At 65.4% G+C, this 15,052-nt stretch carries 16 protein-coding genes; 5 read left to right on the forward strand and 11 right to left on the reverse strand.

All coding sequences use genetic code 11. The features are described from left to right. The first annotated feature begins 186 nt into the window (after nt 1–186). From purM to JG743_RS23065, 3 genes are read left to right on the forward strand one after another with little or no spacing between them, the layout of a single operon-like run. Nucleotides 187–1,266 carry a phosphoribosylformylglycinamidine cyclo-ligase gene (purM, locus tag JG743_RS23055; RefSeq protein WP_202293015.1) on the forward strand — a complete coding sequence of 360 codons (1,080 nt, stop codon included), beginning with the start codon at nt 187–189 and terminating at the stop codon, nt 1,264–1,266. After that, the gene (gene purN, locus JG743_RS23060) at nt 1,263–1,970 is read left to right on the forward strand and encodes a phosphoribosylglycinamide formyltransferase (protein ID WP_202293016.1); all 708 of its coding nucleotides are present in this window, start codon (nt 1,263–1,265) and stop codon (nt 1,968–1,970) included. The genes purM and purN overlap by 4 nt, the downstream gene beginning before the upstream one ends. Before the next feature lie 15 nt (nt 1,971–1,985). Continuing rightward, complete coding sequence (locus JG743_RS23065; RefSeq protein WP_202293017.1) at nt 1,986–2,501, forward strand: SixA phosphatase family protein; 516 nt, start codon at nt 1,986–1,988, stop codon at nt 2,499–2,501. A gap of 65 nt (nt 2,502–2,566) precedes the next feature. Here the strand turns inward: JG743_RS23065 and JG743_RS23070 are convergent, their stop codons facing one another. Then, a complete protein-coding gene (locus JG743_RS23070; protein WP_202293018.1) occupies nt 2,567–2,812 on the reverse strand; it encodes a DUF680 domain-containing protein in 246 nt (81 codons plus the stop codon). 56 nt (nt 2,813–2,868) lie between these two features. Then, a complete protein-coding gene (locus JG743_RS23075; RefSeq protein WP_202293019.1) occupies nt 2,869–3,114 on the reverse strand; it encodes a DUF680 domain-containing protein in 246 nt (81 codons plus the stop codon). 428 nt (nt 3,115–3,542) lie between these two features. Between JG743_RS23075 and JG743_RS23080 the strand changes: the two genes are divergently transcribed. Together JG743_RS23080 and JG743_RS23085 are read left to right on the forward strand one after the other, a co-directional pair. Then, a complete protein-coding gene (locus JG743_RS23080) occupies nt 3,543–4,211 on the forward strand; it encodes a response regulator (protein ID WP_202293020.1) in 669 nt (222 codons plus the stop codon). Nucleotides 4,212–4,216: 5 nt separating this feature from the next. Next, nucleotides 4,217–5,575, forward strand: coding sequence for a sensor histidine kinase (locus JG743_RS23085; protein ID WP_202293021.1), 1,359 nt, complete (start codon nt 4,217–4,219; stop codon nt 5,573–5,575). Between the two features lie 28 nt (nt 5,576–5,603). Here the strand turns inward: JG743_RS23085 and JG743_RS23090 are convergent, their stop codons facing one another. From JG743_RS23090 to JG743_RS23130, 9 genes are all read right to left on the reverse strand, one after another. Further along, nucleotides 5,604–6,482: an ABC transporter permease gene (locus tag JG743_RS23090; protein ID WP_202293022.1), complete on the reverse strand. Its 879-nt coding sequence runs from the start codon at nt 6,480–6,482 to the stop codon at nt 5,604–5,606. An 11-nt stretch (nt 6,483–6,493) separates the two neighbouring features. Further along, nucleotides 6,494–7,303 carry an ABC transporter ATP-binding protein gene (locus JG743_RS23095; protein WP_202293023.1) on the reverse strand — a complete coding sequence of 270 codons (810 nt, stop codon included), beginning with the start codon at nt 7,301–7,303 and terminating at the stop codon, nt 6,494–6,496. Between the two features lie 106 nt (nt 7,304–7,409). Beyond that, nucleotides 7,410–8,423, reverse strand: coding sequence for an ABC transporter substrate-binding protein (locus JG743_RS23100; protein WP_202293024.1), 1,014 nt, complete (start codon nt 8,421–8,423; stop codon nt 7,410–7,412). A gap of 174 nt (nt 8,424–8,597) precedes the next feature. Continuing rightward, nucleotides 8,598–9,374, reverse strand: coding sequence for a 4-hydroxy-tetrahydrodipicolinate reductase (gene dapB / locus JG743_RS23105; RefSeq protein ID WP_202293025.1), 777 nt, complete (start codon nt 9,372–9,374; stop codon nt 8,598–8,600). A gap of 62 nt (nt 9,375–9,436) precedes the next feature. Next, complete coding sequence (speB, locus tag JG743_RS23110) at nt 9,437–10,246, reverse strand: agmatinase (RefSeq protein ID WP_202293026.1); 810 nt, start codon at nt 10,244–10,246, stop codon at nt 9,437–9,439. 90 nt (nt 10,247–10,336) lie between these two features. Then, on the reverse strand, nt 10,337–12,457 hold the full coding sequence (locus tag JG743_RS23115) for a molybdopterin-containing oxidoreductase family protein (RefSeq protein ID WP_202293027.1): 2,121 nt from the start codon (nt 12,455–12,457) through the stop codon (nt 10,337–10,339). Between the two features lie 188 nt (nt 12,458–12,645). Continuing rightward, complete coding sequence (locus tag JG743_RS23120; RefSeq protein ID WP_202293028.1) at nt 12,646–13,788, reverse strand: NAD(P)/FAD-dependent oxidoreductase; 1,143 nt, start codon at nt 13,786–13,788, stop codon at nt 12,646–12,648. Between the two features lie 53 nt (nt 13,789–13,841). Next, nucleotides 13,842–14,270, reverse strand: a complete 429-nt coding sequence (locus JG743_RS23125; protein WP_202293029.1) for a hypothetical protein — start codon at nt 14,268–14,270, stop codon at nt 13,842–13,844. Between the two features lie 84 nt (nt 14,271–14,354). After that, entirely contained in the window at nt 14,355–15,017 is a 663-nt protein-coding gene (locus JG743_RS23130) for a peroxiredoxin (RefSeq protein WP_202293030.1), read from the reverse strand. Nucleotides 15,018–15,052: the final 35 nt, after the last annotated feature.

Genomic DNA, 15,052 nt, shown 5'->3' on the forward strand with positions numbered 1-15,052 from the left:
GCTCCTCATTCTCTGACGTTGGCGATTGGCGAAAGCTGCGATGCGGGCCAATCTCCCCTTCAGGGAGAACACCAGAATGTCGTATTTGTCGGGGGCAAAACCGCTGCACCGCCGCGTCATCCTTGCTCCCCGAAACCATTCATGCGAAGAGCCCGCAAGCAAAGTGGAAACAGCGACGAGCCGGACATGACCAAGCGCGATACAGCCGAGCGCAAGAACGGGCTCACCTATGCAGAGGTGGGTGTCGACATCGATGCCGGCAACCTGATGGTCGAGAAGATCAAGCCCTTGGTGCGCGCGACGCGTCGGCCGGGCGCCGATGGCGAAATCGGTGGCTTCGGCGGGCTGTTCGACCTCAAGGCCGCCGGGTTCACCGATCCGGTGCTGGTTGCCGCCAATGACGGCGTTGGCACCAAGCTGAAGATCGCGATCGACGCCGGCAAACACGACACGATAGGCATCGACCTGGTCGCCATGTGCGTCAACGATATCGTCGTGCAGGGCGCCGAGCCGCTGTTCTTCCTCGACTATTTCGCCACCGGCAAGCTCGATCCGGACCAGGGGGCGTCGATCGTCGGCGGCATCGCCGAGGGCTGCCGCCAGGCCGGCTGCGCGCTGATCGGCGGCGAGACGGCCGAAATGCCCGGCATGTATCACGGCAAGGACTATGATCTCGCGGGCTTTGCCGTTGGCGCCGCCGAACGCGGCCAGTTGCTCCCCACCGACGACATCGTCGAGGGCGACGTGCTGCTCGGCCTCGCTTCCTCCGGCCTGCATTCCAACGGCTTTTCGCTGGTGCGCCGCATCGTGGCTAGCAGCGGCCTTGCCTGGAGCGACCCGGCGCCATTCAACGACGAGGCCACGCTTGCCGAGGCGCTGCTCGAGCCGACGCGCATCTATGTGAAGTCGATCCTGAAAGCCATCCGCAACACGCATGGCATCAAGGCGCTCGCCCACATCACCGGCGGCGGCTTCCCGGAAAACATTCCGCGCGTTTTGCCCAAGGATTTTTCCGCCGAACTCGACCTCAACGCCATCGACGTGCCGCCGGTGTTTTCCTGGCTGGCCAAGACCGGCGGTGTCGCGCCGGAAGAGATGATGCGCACTTTCAACTGCGGCATCGGCATGATCCTGGCGGTGGCCTCCGGCCAGGCGGCGCAGGTGGCGGCCGTGCTGCAGGAGGCCGGCGAGACGGTGACGCCGATCGGCCGCATCGTGCCGCGTCGCGACGCCGGCGTCATCTATCGGGGCTCGATCGGCCTATGAGCAGGAAACGCACGGTCGTCTTGATTTCGGGGCGCGGCTCCAACATGACGGCGCTGATCGCGGCGGCGAGCGACCCGGCCTATCCGGCCGAGATCGTCGGCGTCATCTCCGACCGCGCGAACGCCGCGGGCCTTGCCATCGCCGCCGCGCGCGGCATCCCCACCAAGGTGATCCAGCGCTCGGACTATGGCAGCAAGGAAGCGCATGACGGCGCGATCGACGCGGCCCTTGCCGGCTTCGGCGCCGAGATCGTCGCGCTGGCCGGCTACATGCGCATACTGGGCGCCCGCTTCGTCGAGAAATGGCTGGGACGGATGGTCAACATCCACCCTGCCCTCCTGCCCGCCTTCAAGGGGCTGGACACGCATGCGCGGGCCCTGCGCGCCGGCGTTCGCATCCATGGTTGCTCGGTGCATTTCGTCACGCTCGACATGGATGACGGCCCGATAATCGCCCAGGCCGCCGTGCCGGTCATGGTCGGCGACAATGAGGACACGCTGGCCGCCCGCGTGCTCAAGGCCGAGCACCGGCTCTATTCGCTGGCGCTGGGGCTGGTCGCCGAAGGCAAGGCGCGCATGGAGAACGGCCACACCGTGCTTGCCCATTTCGCCGACGACGCCGAGAACGGTACCTCGGTGGTGATGGCGCCCGACCCGCTGCGCGAGGAGCGTGACCTCGAGCAGCTGGCGCGCATCACGCCTTGAGGGATTGAGGGTGGCATGGCGACAAGACAGCTCCTCGTCCTGCGCCACGCCAAGTCGAGCTGGGACGATCCAAAACTCGCCGATTTCGACCGGCCGCTCGGCCCGCGCGGGCTGAAGACGGCGCCGCTGATGGGGCGTGAGCTTGCCCGGCGCGGCTGGCTGCCGGACCTCGCCCTGGTTTCACCGGCATTGCGCACCCGCGACACCTGGCGGCTGGTCGCAGCGGAACTGCCGAAGAGCGTGACGACCGATTTTGCCTTGGCGCTCTACGCGGCCGCAGCGGCGGACATTCTCGCCAAAGTGCGGCAGGCAAAGGCCGGCAGTCTGCTGGTGCTCGGCCACAATCCCGGACTGGAAGATTTCGCCCGGCGCCTCGCGGGCCCAGGATCGGATGCCGGCGCGCTGCAAAAGCTCGAGGAAAAATTCCCGACGGCAGCGCTTGCCCGTTTTGATGTTGACGGGGATTGGGCGCATCTCGGCTTCGGCGGCGCGCGGCTGACGCATTGCCTGTGGCCGAAGGATCAGAAGTAGCGGCGCTTTGATTGCGAAAGGTCGGCGGGACGAGCCCGCCGCCTTGCTCCGAATGTCCCGTGAATTCAATTCCCCCAGATGCCCTGCCCCGATTCCGGCGGGAAGGATTGAGTGGTGGCCGGGTCGGTCACGGTCATCATGTCAACGCCCGCGTGCTTCGTCATGGTCTGCTTGCGGATCGAGGCGGTGAAGGCGTGGTCGACCTTGGCAGCCCGCTGGCTGGCGTTGTTCGAGCCGTAATGGTCGCTGCCGGCAAAGGCGCTGCTGGTAGCAACGAGCATCGTGGCAGTGATGAAGGCAATTCTGGACATGTTAGTGGTTCCTGATTTTGAAGATTGACTGGCAGGATTGGGTGATCTGGACGCGGTCAGCGGCCCCAGAGCCCATCGGCGATATGTCTGGCAACAGGGTCGGCGATATCCAGGTCGGATTCGGCAGCCGGCTTGGGGTCGACGCCTGCATGCCTCACCTTCATTGGTATCGAGGCGGTCAGTGCGTGGTCGACCCTGGCAGCCGGCTGGCTGGCGTTGTTCGAGCCGTAGTGGTCGCTGCTGGCGAAAGCGCTGCCGCAGACAACGAGCATCGCAGCCGCAACAAGAGCGGTTTTGGTCATATCAATGGTTCCTTATTCCTAGCGTGGGGCGGCGGCCTTGGGAGGATGGCCCCGCTGCCAACAAGACCCGAATCGGCCCGGATTTATTCCCGAGCCAGATCTTTTCTTCGCCGACCGTGGCGAAGGATGGCCGGGCTTTCTCCGAAAAAATCCACCTTGAACAAAGGGATAGAAGAGGCGGCTGCCTGACCGATTCAGGTCGCCGCCTGCTCCACAAGAGCAAAGCGGCGGGACAAGCCGGTTTGAAAAGCGTGGGCGACCGCCCTGCCCTCTCAAAGACCGCCTGCGCTCATGCCAGCTGGATGTTTGCCTTGTGGGCGGATCGATATTATCCGTTGTGTGCGTGCATCTCATCGGCCGCTGCCGGCTGCGTTCGTCGAAAGGTCGACGAGACTGCGACGGGCAGGATACCTGAACTGCGATAGAAAATGCGGCTGCTGCTTGTCGAAGACAATCGCGAACTGGCTGATTGGCTGGGCAAGACGCTGCGCCAGGCCAATTATGTCGTCGACATCGTCCATGACGGCGAGGATGTCGAGCATGCTCTTGCCGCCGGCGACCATGCGCTGGTGATCCTCGACCTTGCGCTGCCACGCATGGGCGGCCTGGACGTGTTGCGCATACTCAGGGCGCGCGGCAACCGCGTGCCGGTCATCGTGCTGACCGCGAACGCCAGCCTCGACGGGCGCGTCAAAGGCCTGAACGAAGGCGCCGATGACTATCTGGCCAAGCCGTTCCAGGTCGAGGAGCTGGAGGCGCGCATCCGTGTCCAGTTGCGGCGCGTCAACGACCGGACCGCGCCCCTCGTCGCTTGCGGCGATCTCGTCTTCGATACCAACACGCGGCTGTTTTCGCTGGCAGGCGAGACGCTGGCGCTGACGCCGCGCGAGCACGCCGTGCTGGAGCAGCTGATGGTCAAGGCGGGACGCACTGTGAGCAAGGCGGCGCTGTCGTCGGCGATCTTTGATTTCGAAACCGACGCCGACCCCAGCGCCATCGAGATCTATGTGCATCGCCTGCGCAAGAAGCTCGAGGGATCTCGGGTCCAGATCGCCACCTTGCGCGGCCTCGGCTATCTGCTACGCCATGAAGATTAGGCGTCATGAGGATTAGCAGCCTCCGCCTGCAATTGCTGGCCTGGGTGGTGCTGCCACTCGCCGGGCTCGCCACCATCAATCTGTGGACCAGCCATGGCAATGCGCTGGCGACCGCCGATCTAGTCACCGACAGGATGCTGCTGGGCTCGGCGCGGACCATTGCCGAGCGGGTTGCCATGACCGACGGCGTGCTCGACGCCACCATCCCGCCGGCGGCCATCGAGATGTTCGATACCGGCGACCGCGACCGCGTCTACTATCAAGTCAAGACAGCCAGGGGCCGGCTGCTGACCGGTTATCCCGACCTGCCCGAGGCGCCCAAGGCACCCAGCACAGAAGCAACCTTCCGCGACCAACGGCTGCGGCTGCTTACCTTCAGCCACACTGTGATCGGCGCCGGGGCGGATTCGCCCATAACAGTCACCGTGGGCGTCACGCTGGCCGGCCATGACGCCATGGTGAACCGCCTGTGGCTGAGCGACTTTACGCAGCAACTGGCACTGGTCGCCATTGCCGGGGTGTTCGTCCTGCTCGGCCTGCATCGCGGCCTGGCACCGCTGATCAGGCTGCGCGACGCGGTGCGGTCGCCCAGTCGAAACGACCTCGATCCGGTCAAAGTGCCCGGCGCGCAAAGCGAGATTCGACCGCTGATCGACGCGCTCAACGCCTATATGGAGCGGGTGCGGGCGCAGATGGCGGCGCAGCGCCGCTTCATCGCCAATGCCGCGCACCAGTTGCGCACGCCGCTGGCGCTGTTGTCGACGCAGGCGAGCTACGCTCTGCGCGAAAGTGCGGCCGACCAACGCCAGGAGGCGCTGGTTGCGCTGCAGGCCAGTTCCGGCCGGCTGGCGCGGCTGGCCGAACAGCTCTTGACCCTGTCCCGGGCCGAGCCTGGAAGCCGGCGGCCGCGCGCCGATCGCATCGACCTGACGGAAGCCGCCCGCCATGTGCTGGAGACGCAAGCGCCGGCAGCGCTCGCGCGCAACATCGATCTCGGGTTCGACGAAAGCGGGCCGGTGCCGGTGGTCGGCGACGGCACCATGTTGCGCGAGATGATCGTCAACCTGGTCGACAACGCGCTGCGCTACACACCGGCTGGCGGCACCGTCACCGTCGGGCTGGCCGCCAGCGATGGCGAAGCGGTGCTGACGGTCGCCGACGACGGGCCGGGCATCCCGGCGGACCAGCGGGAGCATGTCTTCGAGCGCTTCTACCGCCTTGGCGACGCCGCCCAGGAAGGCAGTGGTCTCGGCCTCGCCATCGTGCGCGAGGTGGTCGAAAATGCCGGCGGCCGCGTCAGCCTCGCGGATGGCGCGGCCGGCGGCCTGGTGGTCGAGGTGCGGCTGCCGCTGGCTGGCGGCTAGCCTGCACCGGTTTTGGGAAGCCTGCCGCTCACTGCGTCTCGTGCAGCGGCTGCGGCCGCCACTTCGCCAGCCGGTTCTCGACCAGCGTCATCAGGTACTCGGCGCCGAGCGCCACGACCATGACGATGACGATCGCGGCATACATGCCGGCCGCGTCGAACGAACCCTTGGCGATGTTGATCAACAGGCCGATGCCGAAGCGCGAGCCGACGAACTCGCCGACGATGGCGCCGATGATGGCGAAGCCGAAGCTGACATGCAGGCTGGCGAAGATCCAGCTCATCGCCGACGGCACGATCACCGAGCGCGTCAATTGCCAGTCGGAGGCGCCGAGGATGCGGGCATTGGCGATCATCGCGCGATCTGCCTCGCGCACACCCTGGAAGGCGTTGTGGAAGACGACGAAGAACACCATAACGAAGGCCAGCGCCACCTTCGAGGCAAGGCCGAGGCCGAGGATCATGATGAAGATCGGCGCCAGCACGACGCGCGGGATCGAGTTGATCACCTTGATGTAGATGGAGAAGATGTCGGCAGCCATGCGGTTGCGGCCGAGCGCGACGCCGATGATGATGCCGGCGACCGAGCCGGTGACGAAGCCCAGCACCGATTCCTCCATAGTGACATAGAGGTGGTACCAGAGCGGACCTTCCGATGTCCCCTCAGTGATCCATTCATAGAGCCGCCCGGCGATCGCGCTCGGCATGGCGTAGAAGAAGGGATCGATCCAGGCCATGCGGCCGGCGACTTCCCACAAACCGAGGAAGGCGATCAGGATCGCCAGCCGCCAGAAGATGACGGTGTGGCGGCGATGCGCGGCCGCCTTGGCGGCCGCCGCCTCGATCTCGGCGTCCGAGGTCCCCGGCCTGAAGCTGCCGGTCGAGATATTGATGGTGGCGTCTGTCATAAAGGCCTCCCTCACGCCGCAGCGCGGGCGTAGCTAGTCTCGACCTCTTCCTTGAGGTCCGCCCAGATGGTGCGCGAATAGTCGATGAAACTCTGCTCGTAGCGGATGTCGGCCACCACGCGCGGGCGCGGCAAGTCGATCGTGTAGACGGATTTCACCGTCGCCGGCCCGGCCGTCAGCACATAGACCTTGTCGGCCAGCGCGATGGCTTCCTCGAGATCGTGGGTGACGAAGACCACCGATGCCCTGGCCTCGGACCACAGGCGCAAGAGCTCCTCATGCATGAGCACGCGGGTCTGCACGTCGAGCGCCGAGAACGGCTCGTCCATCAGCAGGATCTCGGGGCCATTGATGAAGGTCTGGGCCAGCGCCACGCGCTTGCGCATGCCGCCGGAAAGCTGGTGCGGATAGTGGTGCTCGAAGCGCGCCAGGCCGACGCGTGCCAGCCAGTTGTGCGCCGAGGCATGGGCCTCCGCCTTCGGCTTGCCGCGGAACAGCGGCCCGGCCATGACGTTCTCGATAACGGTGCGCCATGGAAACAGCGCGTCCGTCTGGAACACAAAGCCGATGCGAGGGTCTATGCCCTTGACCGGCGCGCCCATGACGCGGACCTCGCCGGCGCTCGGGTTGGCGAGCCCGGTGACGAGGTTGAGCGTCGTCGACTTGCCGCAGCCGGTCGGGCCGACAACCGCGACAAACTCGCCGCGTTCGACCGTCATGGTGAAATCGCGGATCGCCGTCAGCGACTTGCCGGTGGGGGAGAGGAAGCGGCGGCTGACATTGATCAGCTCGATCGCCGGAGCGGTCTTTTGGACGGCCATGATTGTGCAAACTCCAATAGCGGGCGACCGCCGCGCGGGGGATCGCCGGACGTGGAAACAGGATAGGGCGCCGGCACGAGGTCGGAACCTCGCGCCGGCCTGTCCGCTATTTCACGTTCTTCACGAATTCCGTTGTGTAGGTCTTGGAAAGGTCGATCTGCTTGCCCTGCAGTTCCTTCTTGAAGGCCGACAGCACGGTCAGCACCGTCTCAGGGCCGCCCTGCGGCATCACGCCGTCCGGAGTGAACATCGCCTTGCCGGCATCGAGGGCCTTCACATAGCCTTCCTTGTCGCCGGCATAGTAGTCCTTCGGCATCTTTTCGGCGATCTCGGCGCCGCTGTGTGTATTGATGAACTTCAGCGTCTTGACAAAGGCATTGGCGAGCTTCTGCACCGTGTCCTTGTGCGCCTCGACCCAGTCTGTCTGCATGTAGAGGGACGCGGCCGGATAAGTGCCGCCGAGCGCCGCCTTGGTGCCTTCCAGCGTGCGCATGTCGACGAGGACCTTCGCTTCCCCGGTCTTGAGCAGCCGGCTGATGGTCGGCTCCGTCGTCATGCCGGCCTGGATCTTGTCCTGCTGCATGGCGGCGATGAAGGTGTTGCCGGCGCCGACCGGGACCGAGGTGAATTCGCCGAGCTTCACGCCGTTCTTGACCGCGAGATATTCGGTCAGGAAGTTGGTCGAGGAGCCGAGTCCAGTGACGCCGAGGCTCATGCCCTTGAAGTCGGCCGGGGACTTGATCTCGGGATGCTTGGCCGAGACGAGCTCGACCTCGCCGGGAGCCTGGCTGAACTGGACGACGGATTCGACGAACTTGCCCTTGGCCTGCAGGTCGATGCTGTGATCGTAGAAACCAACCACGCCCTGCACGGCGCCCGCCAGCATCTCGTTCTCGGCATCGACGCCGGCAGGCTCGTTGAGCAGCTCGACGTCGAGGCCCTCATCCTTGAAATAGCCGAGCGCCTCGGCGAGCTTGGCGGGCAGGTAGATCTGTTTTTCATAGCCGCCGACCATGATCGAGATCTTGTCGGCCGCCGAAGCCGTTGTTGCGCCCGCCGCTACGATGGCGAGTGTCAGCGCCGCTGAACGCAAGGCGCACTTCGAAATGAAACCGGTCACGAAATTTCCTCCACCTGGGCGGCGCGCCTTGGGGCGGCGCCGCATTTCCTCCTTGCCGGCCGCTCCCAGGCCGGTCACGGCAAGCGCCGCGACGCTGTGATGGCATGCCTAAGCTTTCAGGTGGCTTTCAGTCATTTTAGCGGCTGCCGAAATGGAACCCGGCGTGATTGCCGGCTAGGAGGCGCCGAGACCCAGCACGTCGCGCATGGTGTACTCGCCGGGCGGGCGGCCCGCCACCCAGAGTGCGGCGGCGATCGCGCCCCGCGCGAACATCGAGCGGTCGCCGGCCGAGTGCGAGAGCGTCAGCACCTCGCCATTGGCCAGGAAGCTGACGCTGTGCTCGCCGACGATGCTGCCGCCGCGCGCCACCGCGAAGCCGATCTCACCGGCCGGACGCGGACCGGTGACGCCGTCGCGGCCGCGCCGCGCCACGTCTTCCAGCGCGACGCTCCGTCCCTGCGCGGCCGCCTCGCCCAGCATCAGCGCCGTGCCGGACGGCGCATCGACCTTCGAGCGGTGATGCGCCTCGAAGATCTCGATGTCGCAATCGCCGGGGCCGAGCGCGCGGGCCGCCTGCTCGACCAACCCGGTCAGCATGTTGAGGCCCAGCGAGTAACTGCCGGAGCGCACGATGGCGATTTTCTTCGCGGCGTCGGCAATCGCGGCAAGCTCGGCGCCGTCGAAGCCAGTCGAGCCGATCACCAGCGCCGGGCCGCCATGCAGGGCGCAAGCCTCGGCAAGCTCAGCCGACGCGGCCGGCGTGGTGAAATCGATGACGACGTCGGCGAGCGCCAGCGCGTCGTCGCGGCTGACCAGATCCTCACCCGTGGAGCCTGGCCGGTGGAAGCGGGCGGCGAGTTCGAGGCGCGGGTCGGCCGCCACGGCTTCCACCATCGACCGGCCCATGCGTCCAAGCGCGCCAGCGATGGCTATCTTGAGCGACTTCGGCATTGCGGCTCCCGTGGCAAAACGAGTCAGAACAATCAGCTGGAACAACGCTTTGCAAGATTGATTCACTCGACGGGAGCGCCATTCGTCTTCAGCATCATGCCGGCGATCTCCTTCACCAGCTTGGCGGCGACCAGCGCCGTCTGGTTGGAGAGGTCCTGGCGTGGATTGTATTCGACGACGTCGGCGGCGACGATTGGCTGGTCGATTGACTGGATCAGGCCGATCACTTGGCGGGTGGTGAACCCGCCTGGTTCGCGATGGGAAATGCCGGGCGCGAAGGCCGGATCGAGAGCGTCGATATCCATCGAGACATAGACGGGCGTCTTGAGGTCAAGCTGCAGCCCTTCCTTGAAGTGCCACATCTCCACCACCTCAACACCGAAGCGCTTGAACTGGCCTCGGTGGTGGTCGTTGACGGTGCGCAAGCCGATCTGGATCAGCCGGTCGGCAAGCCGCTCCTCCATGATGCGCGCGAAGGGAGACGTGTGCGAGCGCGGATTGTCGTCATAGGCATGGTAGATGTCGGGATGCGCGTCGATATGCAGGATCGTCAGGCTGGGATTGCGGCGCCGCGCCGCTCGTAGCACCGGCCAGGAGATCGCGTGGTCGCCGCCGAGCGAGATCAGCGGATAACCGGCATCCAACGCGCGGCCGACCTCGTTTTCGATCCGCTCCCACGGATCGCCGGGTTGCGTGAAATCGATGTCGCCGTGATCGATGAAGCGGTCGCTCAGGTCGAAGCCGGTTTCCGACCATGAACTGTAGGCATCGCTTTGCAGCTCGCGCCGGATCAGCGCCGGCGCTTCGGCCGCACCGCGCAGCCAGGAAGAATTCTCGTCATGCGGAATGCCCAGAAGCGATATCTTGCTCACGTCATCCTCCCTCGTCGCAACTGATAGGTTGCCTCTATAGACGCGGGAGCTGGCGGCTGCGACGGGAGGCGCTTAGGCCAGATCGCGGGATCAGGCGCTAAGCTCTTGCGCCTTGCGCAGCCACACCTTGTTGTCGTGCAGCGCGGCACCGCCGTAGGGCGCGGGCGCATCGGCGCCGGTCAGCACGTTGATGCCCTCGCCGCGTTCATGCGCGCTGTTCGGCCAGATGCCTTCGGCGATCACCACGCCGCGCCTGATGCCGTCGAAGAATTTGGCGTGCAGCACCAGCTCGCCGCGCTGGTTGCCGACCTCGACGCGGCCGCCATCGGCAAGTCCGAGCTCGGCGGCATCCTCGGGATGCAGGAGCAGCACCGGCTTGCCTTCCTTTTCCTTCGACACGGGCGTCTCGGCAAAGGTTGAGTTGAGGAAGTTGCGCGCCGGCGAGGTGGTCAGCCGGAACGGGTGCTCTTTATCTGCAACCTCGATTAGTTCGACATGGTCGGGGAATTCCGGCAGCCGCTCCACCGGCCCGAACAGGCCCATGCTCTTCGGCGGCCGGTTGGGCGCCGACTGCCCCGCCCAGTCGGGACGGAAGCGGAACTTTCCATCCGGATGGCCGAAGCCGTTGATGAAATGCGCCGCCTCGAAATCAGGCTGCACATCGACCCACTTCTGCTCCTTCAGGCTGTCGAAGCTGCCGAGCCCGCGTTTGCCGAGGATGATGTCGATATGCTGCCGCTCGGTCAGGCCAAAGCCCGGCCTGTCGCCGACGCCGAGCCGTTTTGCCAGCTCCTCGATGACATAGTGGTTGGTGCGCGGACCTTCCGGCGGATCGATCAGTTTTGGTCCCGCCGTGATGTGCTGATTGCCGCCGCCCTTGTAGATGTCGTCATGCTCCAGGAACATCGTCGCCGGCAGCACGACATCGGCGAGGCTGGCCGTGTCGGTAATGAACTGCTCGTGCACGCAGGCGAACAGGTCGTCGCGCAGGAAACCCTGCTTCACCAGCCGCTGCTCGGGCGCAACATTGACCGGATTGGTGTTCTGGATGAGCAGCGCCGTCACCGGCGGTCCGCCATAGAGCGCGTCCGCTGCCCCGGTCAGCACCGGGCCGATGCGCGAATGATCGAGATGGCGGATCTTGGGATCGCGCATCGCCGTACCTTCGAGCACGTCCTGGTTCAGCTTGAAGATGCCCGAATTGGAGTGGAAGGCGCCACCGCCCTCATATTGCCAGGCGCCGGTTACGGCGGCGATCGAGGCCGCCGCATGCATGTTGACCGAGCCGTTGCGCTGGCGCGAAAAACCGTAGCCCAGGCGGAAATAGGTCTTCCTGGTCGTGCCGACGAGATGCGCGAAGGCCTCGATCTCGGCGACGTTCAACCCGGTGATCGCAGCTGCCCATTCCGGCGTGCGCGTCTTGAGATGTTTCTCCAGCCCGTGCGGATCGTCGGTGTATTTCTCGAGATAGGCGCGGTCGGCAAAGCCGTCGCGGAAAAGCACATGCATGACCGCGCAGGCCAGCGCACCGTCGGTGCCGGGCTTCAGCACCAGGCCCATATCGGCCTGCTTCATCGTCGCGTTCTCATAGACGTCGATGACGACGATCTTGGCCCCGCGTTCCTTGCGCGCCTTGATCGCGTGCGTCATGACGTTGACCTGCGTGACCACGGCATTGGTGCCCCAGATCACCACGCAGTCGGACTTGGCCATCTCGCGCGGATCGGGACCGCGCAACGCGCCTGCCCCCACCATCCAGCCGGTCCAGGCGAGGTTGGTGCAGATCGAACCGAAGAAGCCGGAGTACTTCTTCGCGTGGCGCAGCCGGTCGATACCGTCGCGCTGCACTAGGCCCATCGTTCCGGCATAGTAGTAGGGCCAGACCGTCTCGGAACCGTACCGCTCCTCGGCCTTGATGAACTTCTCGGCGACGAGGTCGAGCGCCGCATCCCAGCTCGATTCCTTCCAGGCGCCGTCGCCTTTGGCCCCCGCCCTGACGAGCGGCTTCAGCAGACGGTCCGGGTGGTGGACGCGGTCGGCATAGCGCGCGACCTTGGCGCAGATCACGCCTGAAGTGTAGCTGTTGGCCTTGGCGCCATAGACGCGGCCAATGCGTTTCTCATCGAGTAGCTCGACTTCGAGCGCGCAGGTCGACGGGCAGTCATGCGGACAGGCCGAATGGCCGATCCTGAGCTTGGCATGTTGGTTCATGGACCCTGTCTAGCGGCTTTAAGGCGCGGCGTGTAGGTCCAGATTGGGCGTGGATTTGTGCTGGCTTGCGAGGATGTGCTGCGCAGCGCGGTTGCGACGATGTAATCTTTGCGCGGCGCCCGAGCTGCCAATCTCCCCCTTGCGGGGGAGATCACGCGCTCGACCGCGCCGCCTCGAACTCCGCCCCCTTACATCCCGAACCACCGCGCCCGGCGGCTGGAGCCGAAATGCTCCTTGTCGGCCCTGAGCGCCAGCGAGGCTTCGTGGTAGGTGCCGGTCGGCTTCGGACCGGAGAAGAAATCGACCTCGACCTTGCCGATGCGGCCGCCGCCGAACTCGATGTAGCAGGTGCCGAAGCCGTCATATTGTTTCGCCGTGCCGCTGTTGGAGAGCTTGACGATCAGGTCACTGGCGACGGCGCGCGCGGCGCCCTCGGCGAACACGCCGGCTTTCGGCGTGCCGGTGTTGGCGCCGTCGCCCACGGCATAGACCCCGGCAAAGCTGGTCTCCAGGGTCCTCGGATTGACTGTGATCCAGCCATTCTCGGTCATGCCGCTGGCAATCACCACGTCGGGCACGCGGTGCCGGGGCACGCCGAGGAACAGGTCGAATGGCATCTCCACCCCGTCGTCGAGGATCGCGACTTTCCTCGCATTGTCGATGGAAGTGACGCGGCGGCCCGGAATGAAGCCGATGTTGCGCTCGACGAAGGCGGAGACCAGCGCGCGCGAGGTTTCCGGCGACGGGGGCACAGGGCTCGGCAGCGGCAGCACGAAATTGACCTCGCAGGCCTCGCGCACGCCGCGCTTGACCAGATAGTCGTGCAGCATGAGCGCGCATTCGCTGGGCGCCGGCGGGCATTTGTAGGGCGCGCCGCAAACCCCGACCAGCGCCCTTCCCTTGGTGAAGGTGGGCAGCACGTCGCGCAGCCGCTCGGCGCCGGCGACCGTGTAGAATTCATTGGTTCCGGCGAGCCCCGGCGTCGCCTCGAAATCATAGTCGGCGCCAAGCGCCACGATGAGGAAATCGGCCTCATGGACGCCGGCATCGGTGGTGACGCGCCGGCTTTCTGGGTCTATCGCCGTGACCGTCTGCCTGAGCAGGCGCACGCCCGGCTTGGCATAGTTGGAGTAAGGCAGGCGCACCTGATCCGCAGTCTTGTGGCCGAACATGACGTCGAGCTTGGAAAAGCCGAAGACGAAGGCGTCGCTCTTGTCGATCAAGGTGACGTCGATGTTGGCGCCGAAGGTCTCGGACAGCAGGCTGGTGAGTTCGAGGCCGCCAAAGCCCGCCCCAAGGACGAGGACGCGCGGTTTGCTGGAAGTGTTCATGTTACCCTCTGGTTGTTTGCTTGGAATGACGCGCGTCGTACCCGGAGTTCCCCCTAGTACCAGTGGCTGAGCGTGGCGGCGTCCTCGGCGAAGATCACGCCGAAGAAGCCGTCAATCATTCTCAGCGTGTCGGCATCGCTCATGCCGGGCAGCGCCGGGAAGTCGCCTTCCATATCCACCTTGGTCCTGCCACCCATCGGCGTGTAGCTATGGGTGAACCGCGCGCCGTCGAAGGCGCCGCCGGTCAGCCTGGTTTCGATGCCGCGCGGCGGATCGAGCGTATGCTGGACCTGCATGACGAAGGTGGTTCCGTCGGGATTATAGACCTCGGCGTCGAGCGTGACGACATTGCCGGCCACGCCGGCGAGCCGATGGCTCTTGAAGGCCAGATGCCGGTGGTTGCCGGCGCTCATATATTGGAACAGCCGCTCCAGCGTGGTTTCGAAGACGGCGATGGCGGGCTTGCTGTAGTGCACGGTCATGGCGGTCAGCTCCTCCGATGGTGCTTGGGCGCGCGGCCGGGAAGGGTCTCGCCGCTCCCCGGCCGCGGCTCACGCGGCCACGGCTCAGGCTTGCGGCTGCGGGACGATGCGGATGTAGGGCTTCGGCGCCTTCCAACCGTTCGGGTAGATCTTGGCCGCCTCGTCGTTCGACACCGAGCCGGCGATGACGACGTCCTCGCCCTGGCGCCAGTTGACCGGCGTCGCGACCCGGTGCCTGGCGGTGAGCTGCAGGGAATCGATGACGCGCAGGATCTCGTCGAAGTTCCGGCCGGTGGTCATCGGATAGGAGATCAGCAGCTTGACCTTCTTGTCGGGCCCGATGACGTAGACGTTGCGCACTGTCTGGTTGTCGGCGGCGGTGCGGCCCTCCGACGTGTCGCCGACGGTCGCCGGCAGCATGTCGTAGAGCTTGGAGATCGAAAGCGTCGGGTCGCCGATCATCGGGTAGTTCGGCGCGTGGCCTTGCGTCTCCTTGATGTCCATGGCCCAGCTCTGGTGCCTGTCGACGGGATCGACGCTGAGCCCGATGATCTTGACGTTGCGCTTGTCGAATTCAGGCTTGAGCTTGGCCATGTAGCCGAGCTCGGTGGTGCAGATCGGCGTAAAATCCTTGGGGTGGGAGAAAAGGACTCCCCAGGAGTCGCCGAGCCAGGAATGGAAGCTGATATGGCCTTCGGTGGTCTCGGCTTCGAAGTCCGGGGCGGTGTCGTTGATGCGGATAGACATGTGCGTTCTCCTCTTGGGAATGGGTTGACGCGCCC

This window comes from Mesorhizobium sp. 131-2-1 (assembly GCF_016756535.1).
Classification (GTDB): domain Bacteria; phylum Pseudomonadota; class Alphaproteobacteria; order Rhizobiales; family Rhizobiaceae; genus Mesorhizobium.

Coding starts and splice junctions, on each gene's coding strand:
- JG743_RS23130 (WP_202293030.1), bottom strand. CDS start 15,017: ATGTCTATCCGCATCAACGACACCGCCCCGGACTTCGAAGCCGAGACC.
- JG743_RS23125 (WP_202293029.1), bottom strand. CDS start 14,270: ATGACCGTGCACTACAGCAAGCCCGCCATCGCCGTCTTCGAAACCACG.
- purN (WP_202293016.1), top strand. CDS start 1,263: ATGAGCAGGAAACGCACGGTCGTCTTGATTTCGGGGCGCGGCTCCAAC.
- JG743_RS23120 (WP_202293028.1), bottom strand. CDS start 13,788: ATGAACACTTCCAGCAAACCGCGCGTCCTCGTCCTTGGGGCGGGCTTT.
- purM (WP_202293015.1), top strand. CDS start 187: ATGACCAAGCGCGATACAGCCGAGCGCAAGAACGGGCTCACCTATGCA.
- JG743_RS23065 (WP_202293017.1), top strand. CDS start 1,986: ATGGCGACAAGACAGCTCCTCGTCCTGCGCCACGCCAAGTCGAGCTGG.
- JG743_RS23080 (WP_202293020.1), top strand. CDS start 3,543: ATGCGGCTGCTGCTTGTCGAAGACAATCGCGAACTGGCTGATTGGCTG.
- JG743_RS23090 (WP_202293022.1), bottom strand. CDS start 6,482: ATGACAGACGCCACCATCAATATCTCGACCGGCAGCTTCAGGCCGGGG.
- dapB (WP_202293025.1), bottom strand. CDS start 9,374: ATGCCGAAGTCGCTCAAGATAGCCATCGCTGGCGCGCTTGGACGCATG.
- JG743_RS23085 (WP_202293021.1), top strand. CDS start 4,217: ATGAGGATTAGCAGCCTCCGCCTGCAATTGCTGGCCTGGGTGGTGCTG.
- JG743_RS23070 (WP_202293018.1), bottom strand. CDS start 2,812: ATGTCCAGAATTGCCTTCATCACTGCCACGATGCTCGTTGCTACCAGC.
- JG743_RS23075 (WP_202293019.1), bottom strand. CDS start 3,114: ATGACCAAAACCGCTCTTGTTGCGGCTGCGATGCTCGTTGTCTGCGGC.
- JG743_RS23115 (WP_202293027.1), bottom strand. CDS start 12,457: ATGAACCAACATGCCAAGCTCAGGATCGGCCATTCGGCCTGTCCGCAT.
- JG743_RS23095 (WP_202293023.1), bottom strand. CDS start 7,303: ATGGCCGTCCAAAAGACCGCTCCGGCGATCGAGCTGATCAATGTCAGC.